Annotated in this window: 15 protein-coding genes; 9 read left to right on the top strand and 6 right to left on the bottom strand. The window is 38.0% G+C overall.

From position 1 onward, the window contains the following. Position 1: 1 nt before the first annotated feature. Positions 2 to 3,190, bottom strand: coding sequence for a SusC/RagA family TonB-linked outer membrane protein (locus ABIB40_RS10165; protein ID WP_354358628.1), 3,189 nt, complete (start codon positions 3,188 to 3,190; stop codon positions 2 to 4). Between the two features lie 859 nt (positions 3,191 to 4,049). Continuing rightward, the gene (locus ABIB40_RS10160) at positions 4,050 to 4,505 is read right to left on the bottom strand and encodes an OmpA family protein (RefSeq protein WP_354358627.1); all 456 of its coding nucleotides are present in this window, start codon (positions 4,503 to 4,505) and stop codon (positions 4,050 to 4,052) included. A gap of 254 nt (positions 4,506 to 4,759) precedes the next feature. Between ABIB40_RS10160 and ABIB40_RS10155 the strand changes: the two genes are divergently transcribed. Then, the gene (locus tag ABIB40_RS10155; protein ID WP_354358625.1) at positions 4,760 to 6,277 is read left to right on the top strand and encodes a GumC family protein; all 1,518 of its coding nucleotides are present in this window, start codon (positions 4,760 to 4,762) and stop codon (positions 6,275 to 6,277) included. Here ABIB40_RS10155 and ABIB40_RS10150 read toward each other — a convergent pair whose 3' ends face one another. Both ABIB40_RS10150 and ABIB40_RS10145 read right to left on the bottom strand, forming a co-directional pair. Continuing rightward, on the bottom strand, positions 6,278 to 7,456 hold the full coding sequence (locus ABIB40_RS10150; RefSeq protein WP_354358623.1) for a glycosyltransferase family 2 protein: 1,179 nt from the start codon (positions 7,454 to 7,456) through the stop codon (positions 6,278 to 6,280). Then, positions 7,456 to 8,373 (bottom strand): glycosyltransferase family 2 protein, encoded by a 918-nt coding sequence (locus ABIB40_RS10145; RefSeq protein ID WP_354358621.1) that lies wholly within the window; start codon positions 8,371 to 8,373, stop codon positions 7,456 to 7,458. Before ABIB40_RS10145 ends, ABIB40_RS10150 begins: the two co-directional genes overlap by 1 nt. A gap of 151 nt (positions 8,374 to 8,524) precedes the next feature. Between ABIB40_RS10145 and ABIB40_RS10140 the strand changes: the two genes are divergently transcribed. From ABIB40_RS10140 to ABIB40_RS10115, 6 genes are all read left to right on the top strand, one after another. Then, positions 8,525 to 10,342, top strand: coding sequence for an ABC transporter ATP-binding protein (locus ABIB40_RS10140; protein WP_354358619.1), 1,818 nt, complete (start codon positions 8,525 to 8,527; stop codon positions 10,340 to 10,342). Then, positions 10,339 to 11,514 carry a glycosyltransferase family 4 protein gene (locus ABIB40_RS10135; protein WP_354358617.1) on the top strand — a complete coding sequence of 392 codons (1,176 nt, stop codon included), beginning with the start codon at positions 10,339 to 10,341 and terminating at the stop codon, positions 11,512 to 11,514. Before ABIB40_RS10140 ends, ABIB40_RS10135 begins: the two co-directional genes overlap by 4 nt. Before the next feature lies 1 nt (position 11,515). Continuing rightward, positions 11,516 to 12,595 carry a hypothetical protein gene (locus tag ABIB40_RS10130; protein WP_354358615.1) on the top strand — a complete coding sequence of 360 codons (1,080 nt, stop codon included), beginning with the start codon at positions 11,516 to 11,518 and terminating at the stop codon, positions 12,593 to 12,595. A 1-nt stretch (position 12,596) separates the two neighbouring features. After that, complete coding sequence (locus ABIB40_RS10125) at positions 12,597 to 13,589, top strand: UbiA family prenyltransferase (RefSeq protein ID WP_354358613.1); 993 nt, start codon at positions 12,597 to 12,599, stop codon at positions 13,587 to 13,589. Between the two features lie 56 nt (positions 13,590 to 13,645). Continuing rightward, positions 13,646 to 14,605, top strand: a complete 960-nt coding sequence (locus ABIB40_RS10120; protein WP_354358611.1) for a glycosyltransferase family 2 protein — start codon at positions 13,646 to 13,648, stop codon at positions 14,603 to 14,605. Positions 14,606 to 14,991: 386 nt separating this feature from the next. Then, on the top strand, positions 14,992 to 16,497 hold the full coding sequence (locus ABIB40_RS10115) for a right-handed parallel beta-helix repeat-containing protein (protein WP_354358609.1): 1,506 nt from the start codon (positions 14,992 to 14,994) through the stop codon (positions 16,495 to 16,497). Positions 16,498 to 17,454: 957 nt separating this feature from the next. Here the strand turns inward: ABIB40_RS10115 and ABIB40_RS10110 are convergent. Then, positions 17,455 to 19,152 carry a GMC oxidoreductase gene (locus ABIB40_RS10110; RefSeq protein ID WP_354358607.1) on the bottom strand — a complete coding sequence of 566 codons (1,698 nt, stop codon included), beginning with the start codon at positions 19,150 to 19,152 and terminating at the stop codon, positions 17,455 to 17,457. Further along, positions 19,152 to 19,727, bottom strand: coding sequence for a gluconate 2-dehydrogenase subunit 3 family protein (locus ABIB40_RS10105; RefSeq protein ID WP_354358605.1), 576 nt, complete (start codon positions 19,725 to 19,727; stop codon positions 19,152 to 19,154). Before ABIB40_RS10105 ends, ABIB40_RS10110 begins: the two co-directional genes overlap by 1 nt. 113 nt (positions 19,728 to 19,840) lie before the next feature. On the opposite strand from ABIB40_RS10105, the gene ABIB40_RS10100 reads away from it, so the two are divergent. Continuing rightward, positions 19,841 to 21,190 carry a lipopolysaccharide biosynthesis protein gene (locus ABIB40_RS10100; RefSeq protein ID WP_354358603.1) on the top strand — a complete coding sequence of 450 codons (1,350 nt, stop codon included), beginning with the start codon at positions 19,841 to 19,843 and terminating at the stop codon, positions 21,188 to 21,190. Between the two features lie 2 nt (positions 21,191 to 21,192). After that, positions 21,193 to 22,098, top strand: coding sequence for a glycosyltransferase family 8 protein (locus ABIB40_RS10095; RefSeq protein WP_354358601.1), 906 nt, complete (start codon positions 21,193 to 21,195; stop codon positions 22,096 to 22,098). Positions 22,099 to 22,104 lie beyond the last annotated feature (6 nt).

Below are 22,104 nucleotides of genomic sequence, written 5' to 3'. Positions count from 1 at the left end.
CTTAAAACGTGATGTTTGTGCCTACGTTAATGATCCTATTTTGAGGAAATTGCAAACCATTATCATCCGAAACCTCAGGATCAATTGAATATTGCTTTAGGTTGTCAAATGAGAACAGATTGTATGCGTTGATGTAAAACCTCGCTTTTTTCATCTTAACATATTTTACCCATTTGTCTGGCAGCGAATAGCCCAATTCTATTGTTCTGGCACGTAGATAGCTCACGTTATGTAGCCAAAAAGTAGAATTTTGTTGACCGCCAACTGAATAATCGCTTAAACCGAAGCCAGGATTAACCCTTAATGCAGGATATTTCCCTGGAATCCAGGCGCTGCTTATGTCGTAAGGGTCTGCCCTATGCCACCTGTCTGCGAAGATGGTGTTAAAATTTCCATTATTTTGGAACGGCCATCTGGTCTCGTAATTCTGAAACCATGTATAGCCAGAGGCGCCAGAGAAATCAGCATGAAAATCGAATGATTTATAGTTAACGGCAAAATTGAAACCAAAGTTAATGTTAGGCTGTGTTCCATACCCATAACCAATTGGTCTTTCATCTAAGCCGTTTATTATTCCATCACCATTTTGATCTTTATAGATAATATCTCCGGGCAACAATGTTCTATTTCCCTTTCCATCAATGTTTACCGGGTAATTATTGATCTGGTCTTGAGATTCGAACTGACCGGTAGCCACCATGCCCCAGGTTATATCCCGGTACCTATTTTCAGAAGAATTTCGATATTGATCTAGTGAGTTAAAGAACAAGGGGTTGTAAGAGCTGATAAATTTGGCTCGAGAATATGAAACGTTTCCACCAATATTTAGGCCAACCTCTCCAATTTTGGTTTGGTAGCTTAACGAGCCTTCAACACCTTCGTTAGAGTCGCTGTTGATATTCTCATTTGGCAAATTGTATCCCAGTTCAACCGGCAACGTAATGTCGTTTTTAGGACCAATCAATCCTGTTCGCTTTCTATAAAAATAATCTGCCGAACCAGTTAATTTGGTATTGAACATAGAAAAATCAACGCCAAAATCGGTTATCAAACTCTTGGTCCAAGAAATTCTGGTAATTGGTAATCCCTTATCTCTAGAAACAATTACAGAATTGCCATCGATAATAGCAGTGCCTTGATTATAGTTGTATCCTGGAAGGTAAGCATAAGGCTCAACCGTATTTCTATCATCTCCCAATAATCCGTAAGAACCTCTAAACTTCAAATCGTTCAACACAGAGTTTTCCCCCAAAAGGTTTTTCATAAACTTTTCTTCGGTAATTCTCCAACCTGCAGAAAACCCTGGGAAAAATCCTACCCTACTATCTGGACGGAAAAGGTAGTTGGCATCTCTACGGAAATAGCCAGAAACATAATATTTGCCTGCATAGCTATAATCGATCTTTCCAACGTAGCCAACGCGAGCCTCTTTGGTATCACTGTCTTGATACTGATCTATAATTGGATAGTAAATTAAAGGCAGGCTATTTGAAATAGGATTTGCATGCACCCAGTTTCTTAAATGCCTATTGGTTAAACGTTCTGCAACAGCGGTTGCATTAATGCTATGTAACCCAAAGGTATTTTTGTAGGTAAGCTGAAATTGAGAAGTAGTTGCAAATTCCTTACGTTGTTCGCGTTCTCTCCAAGGGTTGGTACTTCCTCCAGTAACATCATAAGTATCGGTTGCTGGGCGATAGGTGTATGCCTTATACGTATATTCTTGGTTGTTCAACAGTCTATCTGCAACATAATAGGAATAAGTTCCTTTTGCTGTTAGGCCCTTTACCCATGGAACATCATACTCTGCATTGAAATTGGTCTGTAATACGCGCCAATCACTCCTAAATTTTCCGGCAAGTTTATCGTTTAAAAATGCGTAATTAGATTCTGTATTGCTAATCTTATTTAAATACAAAGGGTTGTCATTTGCGTAAGGCCTTTCTGTCGGCAAGTTACGCAATACGGCAAATCTCGCTAAGAAATAATCATCGCCACCCGGTACGCCAGGATTTTCTACACTCTCTACACGGCCATTTAAATCTAAACTAACCTTTAAACCGTTGGCAACTTGCGCCTGAACGTTAGATTGTATGTTAGACCTATTAAAGAAAAACTCTTTACCCAACTGGGAATTTTGATAAACGTTTGCGGCAGAAATGTAGTATTTAACTTTTTCTGATCCTCCTGTAAAGTTAACATTCACAAAATTTTGTGGTGCGCCATCGTTACTCAAAACATAAGATCTCCAATCGAAGCTGCGATATGCAGGATCTGTACCTGCCTGAAATTTGGTTAAATCATCTGGAGAATACGATGGCGTGTTGCCCTGATTCACTTGTGCTTCGGCTAAATATCTTGCATAATCGTAAGAATTACTGGTAACATGTGGAAAACGGGTAAAGCTTTGGAAACCTAGATAGCCATCTATGTTAATTCTGGTTTCGCCTGTACCCTTTTTAGTGGTTACCACCACAACGCCGTTAGCTGCACGTACTCCGTAAATAGCTGCAGAGGCATCTTTTAATACGTTGATACTTTCAATGTCGTTGGGGTTTAAATTGTTAAACTGTCCGGCATCTTGCTGTATCCCATCTATTACGTACAATGGATCACCCATATTACGTATTTGGATGCTAGCACTAGAACCTGGTCTACCGTCTGATTGACGGAAGGTTACACCAGGAATTTTGCCTGCAAGTGCAGTGCTTACATTCGCCCCGGCATGTACCCTATCTATATCCTTAGAAGTAACGCCAGAAATAGCCCCTGTAATGGATTCCTTTTTCTGAGTTCCATAACCGGTAACTACTACCTCATCCAAAGCTTGCTGATCGTCTTTCAGTTGAACATTAATTGTAGTTCGCCCGTTTAAAGGGATGTTTTGGGCAACATAGCCCACGTAAGCAAATAAGAGCGTAGCATTTGAGGGAGCCTCAATGCTGTAATTTCCGTTTGCATCCGTACTGGTTCCTGTTTTTGTGCCCTTAACGGCAATGGTAACACCAACTAAGGTTTCACCTTTTGAATCGGTAACTTTACCAGTTACCTTGTTTTGTGCCATCGCACCGAGCGATAGCAGACAGAAGCATAATAGCATGAAAGCGCATTTGCTTATCCAAGAAGGATGGAAAACTTTTGGCTCACGCCCAAACACACTTCCGTTAAAATGAAGTAATCTTCTTCTCATAATTACGTTGTTTGGTCTAATTTGTATTTAGTTTCAGAATTTGGCTAGATTCCTTATACCAAAGAACGTTGTTTTATAAACATGTTGATTAGCTAAAACTTCTCATTCTTGTTTGATTTTGTCTCATAATAAATTTCCAAAATGGACTAATCGGGCTTAAAGCGCCGTGACACGTAGTTTTCAGAGAATAAAAATAAATTACTAAAAAAAAAAGCAGCAGCAAAACGCGCAACTCATAATCATTAACTTGAGAATCTTGGCGTCGTCATTTCGCCGAAAGGAAACATCTAACATGTAGAGAATAATGAAACCAGTACCTTGTTTTGAGATTTAACTCAAATTATGTGAGAAACGGTTCGGCGAATTTTTACCCAAAGAAATCCAAGCCTTGAGTTATTTAAGGGTGGTTATTGATTGAATGCGTTCAATAGCTCGCAGAAATGCTCGGTTTATTCATTAACATTCATTGTTTTTGCTGTATTCATGAGCTCGCCAAAGGCTCGGTTTGGCTATTTTTGGTCAAAAAAAATTAGGATTTTAGTCCGATAGGACACCGCAGGGCTTTGGTCCGTTTTGGCAAGACGGAAGTGACGAGTAATAAAAATGGGATATGAGTTAATTAACTGAAAATAAATTAATTACATAAAAACGTCAATGATAGCTTCCTGAATGGTAGGGACAACTAGTAGAAGAATCGCCGTTTTGTTGGTTTTTGTAATTTTTAATTTCTTCGACAGGCTCAGAATGACAAAAGAATTTTAGAAAAAAAAGAGAATTACGAGCAATTGACCGATAAAAAAAGAGAAGCATTTTCAGCTTCTCTTTTAATTTTAAAGTTTATAGTCGATACTTTATAAAGCTACTCATTTATTTTTTTTAGAGATATTTCAACTCTTCTGTTCTTTTGTCTACCTTCTTCAGTTTGGTTGCTAGCTATTGGCTCAGTACTTCCAAAAGGTGTAGTAATGATTCTGCTTTGCTGTACTCCCTTACTTACCAGATAATCCTTTACACTATTAGCACGCTTGTCAGACAGTACCCAATTGTATTTGTATGCACCAATTTCATCCGCATAACCTTTTAAAGATACGGCGTAATCTTCCTTTAACATTACTTTTGCCAATTGATCTAAATTTGCATAATAGTCATCCTGCACGTTAGCCCTATCAAATCCGTACTCTACATTCTTTGTTAAAGCACTCAACGTAGCAGCAGAAGTTGAATTGGCTAAAACTCGTTTTGCATTGTTTGTGTTTGCTTTAACCGTTAAGAACAAACAAACCATGGCCAATCCTGTAAAAATTTTCGTTTTCATAATATTGTAGTTTTTAGTTTTTTAATGGATACTTACGAAAATTTGGGTAATTTAGATTTACCACCATCGTAAGTAAACATATAGGTTGTAGTTTTTTAACAGGAATCTTGTAAAGATTTAATTTCCAGCAAGCCAATGGGCTCTGCGAAATCTAATTTCAATAAATAGGAAACTGTTTTCATTAAAATAACGTATACAAGATAGATTCCGATAGTATTTAGCACTTAAATTAATGCTCGATCAATCATCATAACGTGACAAACAAAAACGAGACAGACAAGCAGGGAGCAAAACCTACTCTGAAAAAGACTTTCAACCGCTTTTGGGCGGCTTTTTTATTCTTGTTGATCCTAGCGGTTTTTTGTGCATGGCTTTATATTAGAATTACGCCAAAAATTTACAAGGCAAGCGCGGAGGTTTTTAACAGTCCTAACGGTGAAAAAGCTAAAGCGATTCAGAACATAGCCGATGCATCTAAAACCATTACATCAGAAGTAGCACTCTATCAGGCGGTTGAGCAATTAGGTTTGTATGCTGAAGTTTTTTCTAAAAGTAATTTTAAGAAGTCTTCTCTTTATAAGAATGCTCCAATAGAAATTAAAACCGAAACAATAAGTACGTTAAAAGCAACCGAAAACATACCTTTTAACTTCAACGACTATTTGGTAGAAATAAATGGCAAAGGCTATCCATATAACAAATGGGTAAAAACTCCGTATGGCGAACTTATGTTTTCGAGAAATATGCTTGTTAGTCGAATTAAGTCGGAGCACTATTACTTCAGTCTTTTCCCGGCGAAGGAGGCAATTTCCGCTTTATCAAAGAAAATAATTGTTATTCCATCAGCTAATGATACAAATCATTTAAATATTTCGTTGACCGACGAAAACCCAATTAGGGCAATAGCTATTTTGAACACCATTATTAAAAATTACACAGAGCGTTCTATCGAGGCGCACAATCTTCTTGCCGTAAATACTGCAAAGTTCATCAACAATCAATTGGAATTGGTCGAGGCAGAATTATTGACCATCGAGCAAAAACTGAAGGCGCATCAAGCCAAGGAAAAAGGAGCGTTTGGAGAATTGAGTAAACGCTATTTAGAAAAAGTAATCCAAGTCGACGAAAAAATGGGCGAACGGAGTATTAATTTAATCATCATAACTCAATTACAAAATTACGTCGAATCTCCAGAAAATAAAGGCGGAATAAATCCTTCAAACGCAGGGATAGACGATTTAAATTTAACCCAGACAGTAAAAGCCCTTTATAAAAAACGGGCAAGTTTACAGCAAGCTAAAACAGTAGCTCAAAGCGAAAACAAAAGCTCTATATCAACCAACAGTGAAGTGCTACAACTTAAAAGCCAGTTAAAAGATAGATTACAAACACTTAAAGACAAGTTTAAAAAAGATATTGGCATGCTCTCAAATAGGGCAAATAGCTATTCTTCTATGTTAAATTCGCTATCCGAAACCGAAAAGAATGTAGTTTATATCCAGAGACAACAACAGATTAAGAGCAATATTTACACCTTTTTGCTTCAACAAAAAGAAAAGACTTCCATTTCTTATATTACAGATGGGGCCGACAGAAAAATAACAAAACAGGCCTCTGCTTTGCTTGCTCCAATAAGCCCAAATAGACCCAAAATTTTCCTGGTAGCTATTCTTATTGCGATAATGGGCTGCATTGCCTACACCAAATTTAAAGAAATTCAAGGTTCTAGATTTTTCGTTTCAGAAAGGGACAATGACAAGAAAACGAAATAGCTATGATGTCTTGGTTTTGCGGATAGATTTCTCCCATGCGGCGCTTTGTTCTTTTCTAAAATACCTAAAAATACCAGCAGCAACGGCATAATTCATCAAGCAGAAATAATATGGCACAAAAAACGCCTTGACTTTTAGATTTTTATGCTCAAAGTACCAGCCTATTAATGCACATACATAAAATAGCACTTGAGCCACGAGCAAAAATTGATAAATGAACCCTAGGTATTTAGCACAAATGAACGTGTTTAACGCGAATATTAGCACCAGAAAAAATGGTGTAACCGTCCACCGTAACACCCGATGGGAAATGTACTGAAAAGTTAGTATTGCATTGTTAAAAGGGTTAGCTGCTTTTTTCAACCTTAAAATCGACTGCATTCCACCCGCAGCGATCCTAATTTTCCGTTTCAACTCTTCCTTAGTGTTTGCAGAGGCAGTTTCCATGGCATAAGCATCTGGCTCGTAGGCGATGATGTAGCCGCTTTCGGCAATTCGCATGGCAATCATGTGGTCGTCTATTATGGTATCGCTTTCTACATGCGGATACAGGCTTTTCCGAACGCTGAAAAGTTCGCCGGCAGCACCCACGTTAGAATAGAGTTGGTAATCTAACTTCTTTAAAAACGATTCGTATTTCCAATAAAAACCCTCTCCGGCCGCACTTGCATCGGCATGTTCGTCAACCAAAATACGCTTCTCTCCTGCTACTGCGCCAACTTTTGGGTTTTGATAGTTCTTAACCAATTCCTTTATCGCATCGGCATTTAAAAATGTATTGGCATCAGAAAAAACCAAAATCTCCCCCTCTACAAAAGGCATAGCGCGCTTAATTGCGGCCATTTTTCCATTCCTAGCCTCTGCATGCAACGTTGTGATGCCTTCGCAATTCCTTAACAAAGTTGGCGTATTGTCTGTAGATCCATCGGTAACGAAAATAAGTTGCAGTTTTTCTTTGGGATAGTTTAGCGCTAGGGAATCTGCCACTTTTTCTAAAATAAGATCTTCTTCATTATAGGCGGCAATTAACAAGGTAACGGTCGGAAAAAACACATCTTTTTGAAATGGGATTTGCTTTTTAATAGCACGTTTTATTTTAACTAAAAAGTAAAGTAAAAACCCATAACCAACAAAGGTGTAAGCTACTATAAATAAACAAATCCAAAATATAAGAATCATCAACGAGTTGTTTTAAAGCCTAGGTGTGTACTGTTTTTTGAGTGCGTAAAATTCCATAAAATGCCGTCTAAAACACATTTAGCTAAATCTGTCCGACTTTTTATCAAATAAATTAATACCTGTTTTAAAGAGGCGATTCCGATGAAGTAGCAATAAAAAACAATTGTATTAAGCAAGCCGGTATTCTTTCGAATAAAAAGCATCCTATTTCGGGTCATAAAATAGCTTTTTAGCCTACTCTCCTTCCCAACGCTCATAGATTCCTTATGAAAAATATGTGTGTTGCCGATAAACCAGATTTTCTTGCCAGCTTTTTTAAAACGCTCGCACCAATCCAGTTCCTCATAATACAAAAAATAGTTCTCGGCCATCGTGCCAACCTCTTTTAAATCTGCATTTCTACACATCATTGCAGCGCCATGGCAATAGCCAGTTTCTCTATCATCAGTTGCGTATTGCTGCTTGTTAATTTCACCAAAACCAATTCCCGTATTTCTACAGGTAACATAATTCATTTCGCTAAAGCCAGCATATTGAATGGTTTCAGGATCATCGAAATAAAGAATTAATGGCGATAAAAGGCCTATTTGAGAATTACTTTCCATTTTAGCTACCATCACATCTATAAAATGCTCAGAAATTTCCACATCGTTGTTTAAAAACAACAGGTGCTTATGTTTAGCAACAGCAACACCAAGATTATTCCCACCGGCAAAGCCTAAATTTTGATCGGAGCGGATGTAAATAAGCTCGGGGAAAATTTCTTTGTAAAGGGCCTCATGCTGCTCCAAACTTCCATTATCCACAAAGATAAGCTCGAGATTATGGCTACCTGCATGCTCTTTTATCGACTTTAAAAAATCGATATTTACCTCGAACTGATTGAAATTGACCGTAATAATAGAAACTGAGCTCATTTTGCCGTAAAAATAGAAAAACTTGAGACATAAATGGCAGGTTTTTAAAACAACAAAGTTTGATAACCCCTTAGAGCTTTCGTTATTAGCTCAATAAAAGTATCTTTGCGTTGAATATTTTTATTTAGATTAACGCATTCAACACCTTTTCATGATTGGACAATTTACTGAAAAAGTAAAAAAATTTCGGACAAATCTAAATTTAAAGAAAACATTTACACTCGTTTGGACTGCGGCCAAAGGTTGGATGATCGCTTCTATTGTGATGATTTTGGTAGAAACGGTTTTGTTTTTGGGTTCTTTGTATGCACTTAAACTTTTGGTCGATAAAATCTCGCATCTCAACGCAGCAAATCCAAATGCAAGTAGCGATGTAATTAAGTATGTTGTTTTTGCAGCCACGGTAAGCATACTTTATGGTATCGCCAGGGCTGTTTCCACCTATTTAATAGAAGTACAATCTACGAAAGTTGCCCATCACATAGATGAAGAAATCCATCTGAAAGCGGTTTCTCTGGAGCTTTCTTACTATGAAAATCCTGAATATTACGACATATTAAGTAGAGCGAAGGAAGCCGGATCGGACAGGCCGAATTTGGTGATTACAACTATGTTAGAAATTGCCAAAAATTTATTGAGTCTTTGTGCAATTGGCGCTATCATTTTTTCCATCAGCTGGTTCTTACTGCCCCTCTTGGTTCTTTTTTTAATCCCCACGCTGTTCGTTAGAATTTTCTTTGCAAACAAACAGAACGTTTGGCGCATTAAACACACCTCCTTAGAGCGCAAATCATCTTACCTAAGCAACTTAATTACTACCGATATATCGGCTAAAGAGATTAGAGCGTTCGATTTGGGTCGTTATTTTTCTAATCTGTACAATAAATATAAAACAGAGGTTTTTACCACCAGACTTAAAATAAGTTATAGCAGAACTTGGCTAGAAATGATTACCAATTCTTTGGCAACTGTAGGCTTTTTTATGTGTATTGGATATATATCGTTAGGTGCAATAACAGGTAGAACTACCGTTGGCGACATTTTGATCTTTCTGGTCATTTTCCCGCAGTCTTTCTCGCTTATTCAATACCTTACCAGTGGTATCTCCATTTTATACCAAAACAATATTTTTATTGTAAGCATTTTCGAACTTCTAGATTTAAATCCGCCTAAACATAATGGGGAGAACTTACAGGCGATTACAGAAAACGAATGCTTCGATTTAGAATTTCATAACCTTTCTTTTAAATATCCGTATAGCAAAAAACAAACCCTAAGCAATATCAATTTAAAAATTCCAAAAGGAAAAATAGTTGCTGTAGTCGGCTTAAATGGTGCTGGCAAATCTACGCTGATTAAATTGTTGTGCAACCTGTATACGCCAAATGATGGAAGTATAACATTGGGTGGTAAAGACCTTAAATCGCTCAATGCCACCGATTATCGTAGATATGTCAGTCCTGTATTTCAAGATTTCTCCAAATACAACGTAACCATAGCAGATAATATTCGCTTTGGCGACCTTAAAAAAGAGTACAATCTTCAAGATATTAAAGAAGCGGCAGAAAAATCTGGTGCGTCAGAATTTATTGATCTTTTCCCCCAGAAATACGAAACTGTAATGGGCAGGATTTTCGAAGATGGAATGGAGGTAAGCATTGGTCAGTGGCAAAAGATTGCCATTGCCAGAGCCTTTTTTGGTTCGGCAAAACTGCTTATTTTAGATGAAGCCACCAGTGCCTTAGATGCCATTGCAGAAAAGAAGCTATTGGATTCGTTTAGGAAAAATTTAGAAAATAGAAGCGCTCTGGTAATTAGCCACAGGCATTCTGCGGTGAAACATGCCGATTATATTTACGTGCTATCAAAAGGTAAGATTGTGCAGCATGGCACAGATAAGAGTTTGCTTGCAACAGCAGGAATTTATTCAGATCTTTTTAAATATGCCGTACTAAACGAAAAGCCATGAAACAAGGAACAAAGCTTGCTATTATAACATGCTGCTTAGATGATTGGGGCGGAAGCGAGGAGCTTTGGGCAAAAACCGTCCCTCATCTCCTATCTGCGGGCATTAATGACATTACTGTTTACAAAAACACAATTAATTTTCAACATCCCAAATTTAAAGTGTTAAAAAAACTGGGTGTTAAACTCATAGAAATTATTCCAAAAGCAAAAGCGGTCGGCAAGATTTATCGTAAATCCATAAGCACTTTTATTCGCATCGCAGAAAAGTTTAATCTCGCTACGTATCAATGGAACAAATTAGCAGAAAGTATTTTTAAGCAGCTAAAAAAAGACAAAATTGATTTTGCCATTATTTCGCAGGGTATAAATTTTGATGGGTTGGTTTACGCACATCAATGCCTTAAATTAAAAATCCCGTATATTATCGTTAGCCATAAAGCGGTAGATTTTTTTTGGCCGCAAGACAGCGATCGCGCCTATATGCGAGAAACCCTTCTAAAAGCCAAGAAATGTCTGTTTGTTTCTATCCATAATCTAAAAACTACTGAAGAACAATTTGGAATTCGCCTTAAAAATGCTGAAGTCATTCTAAATCCGACTAAGGTTATTCCATCGGCTTTGCCCTATCCCTCTACAATTAACGGCTTTAAATTAGCCTGCGTGGGCCGGCTTTTTGTAATAGATAAAGGCCAAGATATTTTGATAAGGATTTTAAGTAATTCAAAGTGGAAAGAAAGAGCAGTAACCATTTCTTTAATAGGTAAGGGTCCAGATGAGCAAGCCTTAAAAGAACTTTGCGCCCTTTTTGAAATAAAAAACGTAGAATTTATAGGCTTTAAAGCCGACTTAAATGAGTTGTGGCATCAATATCACGCGTTAATTTTACCATCCAGAAGTGAAGGGTTGCCGCTAACGGTAATCGAGGCCATGAGTTTGGGAAGAACAGTAATTGTAACGAACGCAGGCGGTAATGCGGAAATTATTGAGGAGAATGTAACTGGTTTTATTGGGGAGGCTAATGTAAAAGATTTCGACGAGGTTATGGAAAGCGCATGGCAGGCAAGAGAAAACTGGGAGAAGATGGGCAATGCAGCCTGTGAAAAGATGAAGCTCTTTCTAGCAGAAAGCCCAGAGAAAATTTTTGCAGAATTAATTTTAGAACAGATAAATTAATATGAGTAAACACCAAACGAGCGATAACGTTATTGACAGACAATTTATGCAACCCATACAGATTGCAATTTCTAAGGGAATAGATTATTTGTATGAGCACCAATTTCCAAATGGAGAGTTTTGCGCATATTTATCTCCAGACGAGCAGATGCAAGAATGGTGTCACCTGGAGAGCAATGTTTTCTGTACCGCGGTAATTTCCAGCTGCCTGCTTAAATTAGAAGAAAGTGAGAAAAGAGCTTGTATTTTAGAGAAGTCTGGCAGTTTTCTGGCCTATGAGATGATGAGAGGCGGGCTTTGGAATTTTTTCACTAAATCTAACGCCCGCTTTAAGGCTGTACCTGCCGATGCTGATACAACCGCCTATACCAGTTTTGTATTGCAGCAACTAGGCATAGATTTTCCAGACAACAAGTCTTTGCTTTTAGAAAATACAGATAAAAATGGGCTTTTTTATACTTGGATTGTGCTGAGACACACTTCTACATTCAGTTTTTTAAATCTAAAAGTGGTAGGACGAGAATTTAAAAGGCCATTCCATGCACTTTTCTTTTGGCTAAAGCATGAGGTTAAAAGACGGGATATAGATGCCGTAGTAAATGCAAACGCTTTATATTACGTTGGTCTAAACGAAAAAACAGAAGTTGTCGTTAAGTTTCTCACAAATTTACTTAGAGAATCGAATGAAGAAAACAGCGATAAATGGTATAAAAACCCAATCGTATTCTATTATTTCGTGTCGAGAAATTATCTCAAAGTCAAAGCTTTAGAACCTGCAAAAGGATTAATTTTAAAGCGCCTGTTAAAAAAAGGCAATACCAACGGTGGCTTTGGTAGAAGCGATTTAGAAAATGCGATGGCAATTGCAACCTTACTCAATTTCGAACATAAAGGACCAGAATTAGACAATGCTGTAATCGCCCTATTAGCTGCCCAAAACGAGGCAGGATATTGGCGGCGTTCCATCCTTTTTTACACGGGTCCTTCGAAATCGGCAGGATGGGGCTCAGAAGAAACCACAACCGGTTTTTGTTTAGAAGCCCTCGCCATGTATAAAGCCAAGCTTTCCATAAATCTTTAATATGCGCCTTTTAAAATTTACTAGATATAGCGAATGGTGGGAGTATAAATTAGTACCGCTCTTGTCTGTAGCATACCTTACCGCGCTCAGCATTCATCAACCATTTAGAGTGGCGTTGCCAAGAATCGCGCTACTTTTTGCGGCATTGATTGTTGGCGCAATCTACGTTAGTGTTATCAATGACATTACAGATATTAGAGAAGACGCCATTGCAGGTAAACGCAATAGTATGGCAAACGTAAACCCTTGGGTGCAAAGTGCTGTCGTGTTGTTATGCCTTTTGTTTGGTGCTTATGTTATCTCCATTCTCTATCCAGATGTACTCTCGATGCTGTTTGGTGCACTTACCTATATCGTATTTACGTTATATTCTGTAAAACCGATTCGTTTAAAAAAGCGCGGCATTTGGGGCGTATTTTGCGATGCAGCTGGCGCTCATTTATTCCCAAGCCTTGTGATGGCAATCAATTTGATGTTTTTCTTTGGGCATAGACCTAACCTGTTATTAACTGTTGCAATTGGTATTTGGTCATTTACGTATGGTTTAAGGGGGATTTTATGGCATCAATTTTCTGATAAAGAAAACGACCTAAAATCTGGAACAACTACCTTTGCATCTACTACAAACGCAGCTAAATTTAAGCCCATAGAAATTGTTATTTTTATCTTGGAAATTTCTGCATTGGCTGTCATGTTGTTTCAAGTAGCTGATGTCTACGTAACTGCGGCACTTATTCTCTACGTAATTTTTGTAATGTCAAGACGATACGTTCTTCATTATAAAGTTTTTATAATTTTGGTTCGAAAAGATACTCCTCATCAAATAATTATGAATGAGTATTATTTCGTATTTTTACCGCTGTCATTATTGCTATCCAATGCAATTTCTTTCAACTTCGGATGGTTTTTAATGTTGGCGCACGTATTGTTGTTTCCGTCTAAAACTGCTGCTGTGCTGAAAGATTGCTTCCTAATTCTAAAAAAAATGCTTTAAGAATATTTTATTAATTAACCTTTTTTTCGCTCAGAAATAGTCCCAATCATCCCTTAATGACTCCAATAACTTTGGTAAGTGTAATAATAACTACCTATAACCGAGCCGATAAGCTTAAAGATGCTATAGAAAGCCTACTAGCGCAAACCTATAAGAATATTCAGATAATTGTGGCAGACGATGGCTCTACTGATGAGACAAAAGAATTGGTAGCCCAATATCCGCAAGTGTCGTATTATTATAAAGAAAATGGCGGCCAAGCTTCTGGTAGAAACCTTGGTTTTATGCATGCAAAAGGTAATCTTATTGCAACCTTAGATTCAGACGATGTATGGTATCCCAGTTTTTTAGAAAAATGTGTTGAAAAATTAGAATCAGATAATTTTGATTTTGTATTCGCCAATTGGGACCAGGACGAAAAAGGAGGAGAATCTTGGAACTTTTTATTAAAAGATCCCTACTTAGCTCCCTACAACGAAAATGCAGAAGACGGTTGGGTGACTTTAAACGCTAAAGCACTACGGAAAGTTTATCTTCAGGCCTGCCCTTCTCCCTCTTCCTCTCTTGTTTTTAAAAAGAGTCTTATAACCAGCCAGTGGAGAGAAGATCTGCACATTGGCGACGACTGGTATATGTTTTTAAAAATTGTATTAAGCCAACCGAGCAAAGCCGCCTATACTTTAGAACGGCTTTGGAACAAACGCGTTGACGAAATTAACCTGTACGATGGACGAAAATGGAGCGAAATCTTGGAACGTTTATATGTCGCAGATCTCGAAATCTTCATTCAAGATTTCGAACAGCTCATTTCCGAAAAAGAAAAAGCTATTTTGGAGCGAAAGCACATCGAAGGTTTGGTAGAACTCGCCAAGCATAAGTTTGTAAGAGAGCGTAAATTTGTCAATGGCTATTGCTTACTCCGAAAATCTTTTTTATTAAATAAACGGTTCACTTTTTCTGCGATTCCGCGCATTTTCTTTAAAGCTTTTCAGAGAAAAATTTTAAGCAAAACTTAATCTTTTTTGCAACCGTTTTTCCATCTGATGCTTTTTTACGCGTTTTTCGTTTACGATAACGCTAAAATCTCAAAAAATGTATTATCAAAAATACAACAAGACACATTTGTTGTCTACGTAGAACGTCTTCTTAATCTGTAGACAATCAGCGTGTTAGCGAAAAAAGCATTTTTAAGTGCTCTTTTTAACGTCACAGTTTTGTCAGTTTTTTGTTCTCATCCAAGTATTTATACCTGTAAAAAGGCCATTTACATGCTATTTACGCAATATTTCCATTTTTTATCAAAATTGTTAAAACAATTTTCAAAGTCGATAAATACCAATACTTAAAAATGATGGTTATACTGTCGAACAAACAATTTAAAAAAAACCATTCAAACAATTATATGAAAATACACTTTAAACACGTAAGTAAATTAACACCCATTTTCGTCGTTTTGACCCTTACTGGCTCCTGTAAAAAAGACCAATTTCCTGTGGTACCTCCCGCAGGTGGCGACGTAACAATTTTACATCCAGATACTGTTGCAACGGTACCCGTGATAAGAGATTCTATCAAAAAAGATTCACTCAACATAGGCAAACAGCCAGATACTGCCAAAAACAATCCTTTTGATCCGCCTGTGGTGGTAAAACCACCGGCCACCTCGCCGACTGGCAAGCCATCACCCCCAACAAAACCTGTTACACCTCCTACCAAACCGGTAACTCCACCAGCGAAACCTGTTCCCCCTCCTACCAAACCAGTAACACCGCCCTTGCCACCGATGACTACGCCACCACCACCAGTAACGCCGCCTACCTCAGGAATAGATATGGTTGGTACTGGTTCTGGAGCCCTGATTCTTAACGGCCTAACAAACAAAAAACTTACCATTAAGCCAGGCACTTACACTTACTTCGAATTTAAGAATTTTAAAAATGTAACGGTAGACGGCTCTCATAATGTAAAAATTGTTGGAGGTGGCGTACACCTTACCAATATGTCTGGCGTTACATTAATGAATTTTGACATACTAAACAGTCCGTATAGAGCAGTGGACGTATACGACGTAGCTAACGACCTTATTCTGAAAAACTTAACAATGACCAATATTGGTGATGTTTGTATGGTTTTCCATGCCGATAAGCCCTACAATGGTCAGCCGAGCAGCTATTCGAACAATATCCAATTGCTTAATATTGTTGCAGACAATATCTCTACCTTTTTCGGTGGAAATGGTTCGGTAACCAACAACGGATTCACTGGATTGATTAAGAACTTTAAGATGAGCAGTTGCACGATAAAAAATTCACCTGGGTTGTCCGATGGAGTATTTTTAGGTTGTGCAGAAGATTATGAAATTTCGAACAATAGGATTAACAATGTAAATAGTAAGCAAGGTAACCATAACGGGATTTTCCATCTCCAAGGCAACGGGAAAATATTTAACAATACCTGTACCAATCACCAAGGTAATATGGTTAGGGCTTGGATGTGTAGTATTACGAAGCCTGGTAGTGTAGAAATATACAATAATGTGGTCTGGAACTCCACCCGTTATGGAGCGTTCGAGCTCCAAGTGCCTCCTTCGCTAAAAGCAACGCGTGCATTTAAACCTGGTATAACCGCTAAAGTATATAACAATACGGTTGGACAATTAAATACAGGAATGCCTAAATATTTTGAAGGCAGGTTATTAGATCTTTATGATGTTTATACTTCAGTTCAAGTGTACAACAACTTGTTATTTAACAACCGAGACAATAAAATTCTTAATCAAATGTCTTCGGCCGGACTAACAACCCTGATAAAAAATTCTAACAACGTATATAAAGCAAATGCTAGCGACGCTGTAGCGGATTTAAGAACATTTAGATCGTTAATACCAGGAGTTGGTGCATCGAGATAAGGAAGGTTAAGACTGAGGTTGAGGTTAAGATTAAGCCTAAGGTTTGAAACAAAGACTTATTAATGAGTAACTTACTGCAAGAAATCTAACTTCTCATTTCTTACATCAACTTAAAAACCTCTTTCTCTTAAAAGGAAGAGGTTTTTTTGTAATTCCAATTTTCGGTCGTGCCAAACTTGGTTAAGCTCATGTGCTCTTAAAAAACTTGGTATCAAAGTAAAGACACTGAAACGAGTTCGGGTGATGTGCAAGAGGTAAAAAAATGGAGTATTTCAAATTGTACTTAGCGTGTGAGGTGTTTCCTATCGTTATAACGAGCGAGTGCGCCAGTGTGGAGCACGCGCAACACCAAGGGATCGTCACCTTGACGTTTATATTTTATATAAATGACGTTTTTTCAACGCGCTATAGCCATCTCGCTAGTCCCGGCCTAGCAGCAGTTTGGAGGAAAAAACGCCTGAAGCTCTTGCAGAAGCCGGACACTTTGCAGCTACGAAGAGAATTCGCAACCTTGCGAGGGAATAAGCCTAGGGAAAGGCCTCGAAGCATCGATATAAAACAGCTTGGCAAGTTTTTACCCAAAGAGGTGCCAGCCTTGAGTTTTTGTTACTTTTTTATCAAGAAAAAAGTAAGGCGCCCCTCCGGCTAGGAGAACGTAATGAAGAGTTGGCGGGCATTTTTTATAAGACTGAAGGAACGAGTAATAAAAATGAGATATAATTTAATTAACTGATAATAAAAAGTTTATACGAAAACGTCAATGATAGCTTCCCGAATGGTCGGGACAAGTAGTCAAAGAATAGCCATTTCTACTGATTTTTGCCCTTTGATTGGTCTTCGACAGGCTCAGACAAGAAAACAACTTAACGAATGAACGACTAACCAACTAACTCCTAACCGAATAATCAACATAACGCCTAAACAACTTAACGTCCAAACGACTTAACGCCTAACCCTCTACCCCAACTCCCCCTTTTTCAACAGATCCACCGCATAAGCACAAGCGCGCGCTGTTAACGCCATGTAGGTAAGCGAAGGATTTTGACAGGCAGATGAAGTCATACAACTGCCGTCTGTAACGAACACATTTGGAACAGTATGTACTTGATTGAATTTATTAAGCACAGAAGTGTTCGGGTCTTTTCCCATCCTTGCAGTACCCATTTCATGCACCGTAGAACCACCAGGTTTATGGTAATTAAAGGCATTAATCCCTTTAAAATCCGCCTTCTCCAACATTTCGGCAGCCGTATTCTTAATATCGTCCATCATCTTATCTTCGTTATCTTTAAACGAAAAATCGATGTCTACTACCGGCATTCCCCAATCATCGCGTGTTGTGCTTAAAGAGATCTTATTTTCATGATAAGGCAAGCATTCGCCCCAACCTGCCATCCAAACCGTCCAAGGGCCAGGAGTGGTAAGTTTTTCTTTAAAATCTTTGCCAAAGCCCGAAAGGGCATAACTTCTATCGATCCATTCCTGCCGTTCGCCGTGGCCTTGCAGGTTATATCCCCTTGTAAAGGATAACTTTTCTTTCTCGTTGCTCAGATTTCTATACCTTGGAATCAAAAAACCAGCAGGTCGACGACCCTCATAATATTTATCGGTATAGCCATCATGGTAGCCAGATGCACCTGCAGACGAATGGTGGTCCATTAGGTTATGGCCAAGTTCTAAGCTGTCGTTACCCAAACCATTTGGAAAACGGTTAGAGGTAGACTGCAATAAAATAGCTGCTGTATTTATGGTAGACGCATTAACAAATACAATCTTGGCGAAATATTCTTCCGTTTTTTTTGTAAGCGTATCAATAATGCGCACCTCCGTGGCACACTTCGTTTTATCATCATACACAATTTCTGTAACTACAGAAAAAGGCCTTAACGTTAAATTCCCTGTAGCCATAGCCACAGGCAAGGTAGCACTGTTGCTGCTAAAATAGCCACCAAAAGGGCAACCGCGGCTACATAAATTGCGGTATTGGCAGGGACCACGGTTTTGCCAACCTTTACTTAAATTGGCAACCCTCGCTATGGTTAATAACCTATCTTGGCTATTTTTTATGCTGTCTTTTAAATGATGCTCTATACAGTTTAGTGGCATTGGATCTATAAATTCACCATCCGGCAAATAAGACAATTGCTCTTTTTGCCCACTTATGCCAACAAATCTCTCTACGTAACTGTACCAATCTTCGATGTCTTTATACCTGATCGGCCAATCTACGCCATGTCCATCTTTAGCGTTTGCCTCAAAGTCTAGGTCGCTCCATCTATAACATTGGCGACCCCATGTAAGCGACCTGCCACCAACTTGGTAACCCCTAATCCAATTAAAGGGCTTTTTTTGTTTATAGGGATGTTCAGAGTCGTTCACAAAAAAATGTTTATCGCTAGGGTCAAAAGACTGACTTTGAACAGGACTTTCTTTTATGTCTTTTGTGGTGTTGAACATCCCATTTTTAAATTCCCACGGTTTTAACAAGGCAGTAGGATAATCTGCAACGTGTTTTACATCTCTACCCCGCTCTAGCACCAAGGTTTTTAATCCTTTTTCGCAAAGTTCTTTTGCTGCCCATCCCCCACTTATGCCAGATCCAATCACAATGGCATCGAAGGTGTTTTCTTTAAAGTTGTTGGTGTTAATGTTCATTATTTTGTGGCCCAAGATTTTTGATTCGGTTTTAAGGGAATACAAGCAGCAAAATGACCCGGAATAAAATCATAAGCCAAACCCTTACTAGCTCCTAAAGAAGAATTGCAATAACCTTGAATGCTAAGTTCTTTCAACTTAGCAAAGAATGGCACACCAAAAAACTTATTGTTTATTTTGTTTAAAAGTGCAGAATTATACAATTCGCTTTTCTCAACATGCGTTAACACCGAAACACGCTGCTGAGGACTGCATGCAGAGAAAGACTTATTAAAATTGCCATTGCAATAACGTTCTAGATCTTCCAAGCCCTCTACAAATAGATTTTGTTCTACATTAGAGGTGCAATTGCTCAGCACAGAGATTATAAAAACCTCTACCTTGGCCGCTTTTGCGCCTGGAGTATCTGTTTCTGGAATAATGGTATCAGCTAAATCTGCTATTAACGTTTCTTTTGCGCGAAAACTAGCCATGTTTGCTTCCTTATGCAGTTCGAAAGCCCTAAACCCAGCATAACCAGCTCCGCCTACTAGCCCGAGCGCTAAGATATTTTTAATTGCTTTTCTTCTATTCACGATGGATGTAAATAATTTAAACTAATTTAGCATTTATTTACGTAAGCTACCAGTTTAATGTGGTTTATACGCAAATGTAAACTAATATTTTTGCGTTACCGAAAGACCTTTTAATGAATTTTTTATCTAAATTAAAAAACGTTCACTTTCTATCGCTCATGGGTACAGGAGGCATGTCTGTACTGACTTTTTTCTTTACAGCTATCCTTTTTCGGTCGCTAAGTGTTCGGGATTTGGGCATTTGGTTCTTCTTTCAAACCTACCTTTCCTTTTTAGATACTTTTAGGCAGGGCTTTCTAACTACGGCATTCATCAAATTCTTTGCTGGAACCTCAGAGGAGCGCGGCCATGAAGTGATTGGCTCTACTTGGTTTATCGCCTCTTGCATTACGGGAGGCTTTGTGCTTCTTAACATTCCTTTCTTTTTCTTTCTTAAAGATGTTGGTGATGACAGCTTACGTTATTTCTTTAAATACTTCTCTATAAATTTGCTGTGTTCGCTGCCGATGATTTTGGCCATGTGCATCGCGCAAGCAAAATTGCGCTTCGATAATTTATTGTATATCCGAATGTTTCAGGTATTGCTTCTTACCGGACTATTGTGTTTGCTTATATTCTTTAAAAAAACTACACTAGATCATTTAATGTATGCCAACATCGTTGCTTCCTTAGCGACAAGTTTGCTCTGTATTCTTATGCGTTGGTCTGGCATTATCTATTTTTTTCGACAGAAAAAAGAAACGATTAGAGAAATCTTTAATTTTGGAAAATACACCGTAGGTAGCTCTATTGGCAGTAACTTGTTTGGGTTAACTGATACTACGATAATGAACTTTATGATTGGCCCATCTGCTTTAGCTATTTACAATCTTGGTAAAAGACTGCTTGAATTGGTAGAAATCCCTCTCAGGAGCTTTACTGCAACAGCTCTACCATCTCTTGCAGCTGCTTTCAATAGAGGAAATAAAGAGGAATTGATTGCGATAATGAAAAAATACATTGGGATGGTGACCATTGGCTTAATACCCGTGTTAATAGTTTCTTATTTTATTGCTCCATTTGCCATGGGCATTATTGGGGGTGGCCAATACAAAGACACAGTAGCAGGCGGTATGGCAGTAGTTATTTTTAGGCTCTACCTGTCTTTTTCACTTTTATCGCCTCCAGACCGATTTATGGCAGTTGCTTTAGACGCTATCCATAAGCCACAGGTAAATTTTTATAAGTTAATTGTGATGTTGTTAATCAACCTGATTACAGACGTCATCGGCGTCTATATTTTTGGCAATGTGTATGGCATAGTCGTCGTTACCGTTTTTCCTGTACTTGCAGCTATCCTCATTTCTAACCACCATCTACAAAAATACGCTCGCTTTAGCTGGTTGAGCGTGTATACTCTTGGTTATACAGCATTACGCGAATTAATTTATCAAAACTTACCTTGGAAGAAAAGCAGCCCTTAAAGATGAAAGAAGAGATAAAAAACGAAGAGACGATAACATTGGTTACCGTATGTAACAATAACTTTGTGGTGTTATTAGCTGCGCTATTGAAATCTTTAGAAGAAAACCATATTTCTACCGAAAGAATTGACCTGTATATTGTAGACGACAACATTACCGAAAAAAATAAACAAAAAATAATTGCCAGTTTACATCCAAATAAACTTACCCTTATTTGGATAGCGTTAGCAGATGCAATTCCAAAGCATTTACAGTTGCCTTTAGATAGCACTACTTTTCCCGCTAACACCTATGCGAGAATTTGTATCCCGTATTTTATCAATCCAACAGCAGAAAAAGCAATTTACTTGGATGTTGATATGATTGTGCTTAAAGACATTGCCAAACTTTGGTATACTGATATAGCTGATTTTAACATTGCTGCAGTAGCAGATAGGTCCGAGGTGGTATCCTCTCCTTGGGGCGGGATAAAAAATTATGCAGCACTCGGATTGAAAGCAGAAAGCAGATATTTAAATTCGGGCATATTTGTTTTAAGACCAAAAGAATGGAAAAGGTTGAAGATTCCTGAACAGGCGTTTGAATGTGCACACGAGAACATTTCATTTATTTCTTTTGCAGATCAATACAGTTTGAATGTAATTTTTAACGAGCGTTGGTTTGAACTGGACAAACGATGGAATAGCTATGCCCAATTAGAAGAAAAGCAGCCTTACATTATTCATTTTACGGGAATGAAACCTATTTTTAAGGGCTATGAGGCAAATTTAGCCTATAAAAATCTATTTTTTCACTACTTAAATAAAACGGAGTGGAAAGGATTTAAGCAAAAGAGTAATATATTAAGATTTTTGCAAAAACTGTACAACAAGGCATTAAAGAGAATAAATTCTTCCCTCAGGAAATAATCAGAT

Source organism: Pedobacter sp. UYP30 (assembly GCF_040547165.1).
Taxonomy (GTDB): Bacteria; Bacteroidota; Bacteroidia; order Sphingobacteriales; family Sphingobacteriaceae; genus Pedobacter.
Note: the sequence above shows the minus strand (reverse complement) of the source record. Positions and strands in the feature narration are given on the sequence as shown.

Bases quoted from the DNA above. Each gene is read 5' to 3' on its own strand.
- ABIB40_RS10165 (WP_354358628.1), bottom strand. From the start codon at position 3,190: ATGAGAAGAAGATTACTTCATTTTAACGGAAGTGTGTTTGGGCGTGAG.
- ABIB40_RS10160 (WP_354358627.1), bottom strand. From the start codon at position 4,505: ATGAAAACGAAAATTTTTACAGGATTGGCCATGGTTTGTTTGTTCTTA.
- ABIB40_RS10150 (WP_354358623.1), bottom strand. From the start codon at position 7,456: ATGATTCTTATATTTTGGATTTGTTTATTTATAGTAGCTTACACCTTT.
- ABIB40_RS10145 (WP_354358621.1), bottom strand. From the start codon at position 8,373: ATGAGCTCAGTTTCTATTATTACGGTCAATTTCAATCAGTTCGAGGTA.
- ABIB40_RS10140 (WP_354358619.1), top strand. From the start codon at position 8,525: ATGATTGGACAATTTACTGAAAAAGTAAAAAAATTTCGGACAAATCTA.
- ABIB40_RS10135 (WP_354358617.1), top strand. From the start codon at position 10,339: ATGAAACAAGGAACAAAGCTTGCTATTATAACATGCTGCTTAGATGAT.
- ABIB40_RS10130 (WP_354358615.1), top strand. From the start codon at position 11,516: ATGAGTAAACACCAAACGAGCGATAACGTTATTGACAGACAATTTATG.
- ABIB40_RS10125 (WP_354358613.1), top strand. From the start codon at position 12,597: ATGCGCCTTTTAAAATTTACTAGATATAGCGAATGGTGGGAGTATAAA.
- ABIB40_RS10120 (WP_354358611.1), top strand. From the start codon at position 13,646: ATGACTCCAATAACTTTGGTAAGTGTAATAATAACTACCTATAACCGA.
- ABIB40_RS10115 (WP_354358609.1), top strand. From the start codon at position 14,992: ATGAAAATACACTTTAAACACGTAAGTAAATTAACACCCATTTTCGTC.
- ABIB40_RS10110 (WP_354358607.1), bottom strand. From the start codon at position 19,152: ATGAACATTAACACCAACAACTTTAAAGAAAACACCTTCGATGCCATT.
- ABIB40_RS10100 (WP_354358603.1), top strand. From the start codon at position 19,841: ATGAATTTTTTATCTAAATTAAAAAACGTTCACTTTCTATCGCTCATG.
- ABIB40_RS10095 (WP_354358601.1), top strand. From the start codon at position 21,193: ATGAAAGAAGAGATAAAAAACGAAGAGACGATAACATTGGTTACCGTA.